The organism is Pseudomonas sp. Pse1 (assembly GCF_024519635.1).
Lineage (GTDB): Bacteria > Pseudomonadota > Gammaproteobacteria > Pseudomonadales > Pseudomonadaceae > Aquipseudomonas.
The window spans coordinates 1-249 of the sequence record NZ_JALJRO010000125.1; the positions used below are offsets into that span (position 1 = coordinate 1).

The following is a 249-nucleotide window of genomic DNA, read 5'->3' on the forward strand; positions in this document are numbered from 1 at the left end:
TGATGGTGACGGCTGGGGTAGTGCTTGGGACCAGGTTCTCGAAATTACCGCCGGTAGTGCCGGTAATCGTCGTGCTGACGGTGGAGCCATTGACGTATACGTCGTTGGCCGGGGTATCGACGACGACGGTGCCGGAAGTCTTGCCCGCTTCAATCACAATGACCGAGCCATTGCTCAAGGTCACGGTCATCGCCGTGCCGGCTGGATTGGTCAGGGTCGCGGTGTAGGTGATCGAGCCGCCTTCGGTAA

The 249-nt window shown here is 59.8% G+C and carries 1 protein-coding gene; it reads right to left on the bottom strand.

The features are described 5' to 3' along the window. The coding region (locus NR126_RS28690; protein WP_256832529.1) for an immunoglobulin-like domain-containing protein at window positions 1-249 on the bottom strand (249 nt) is incomplete at both ends.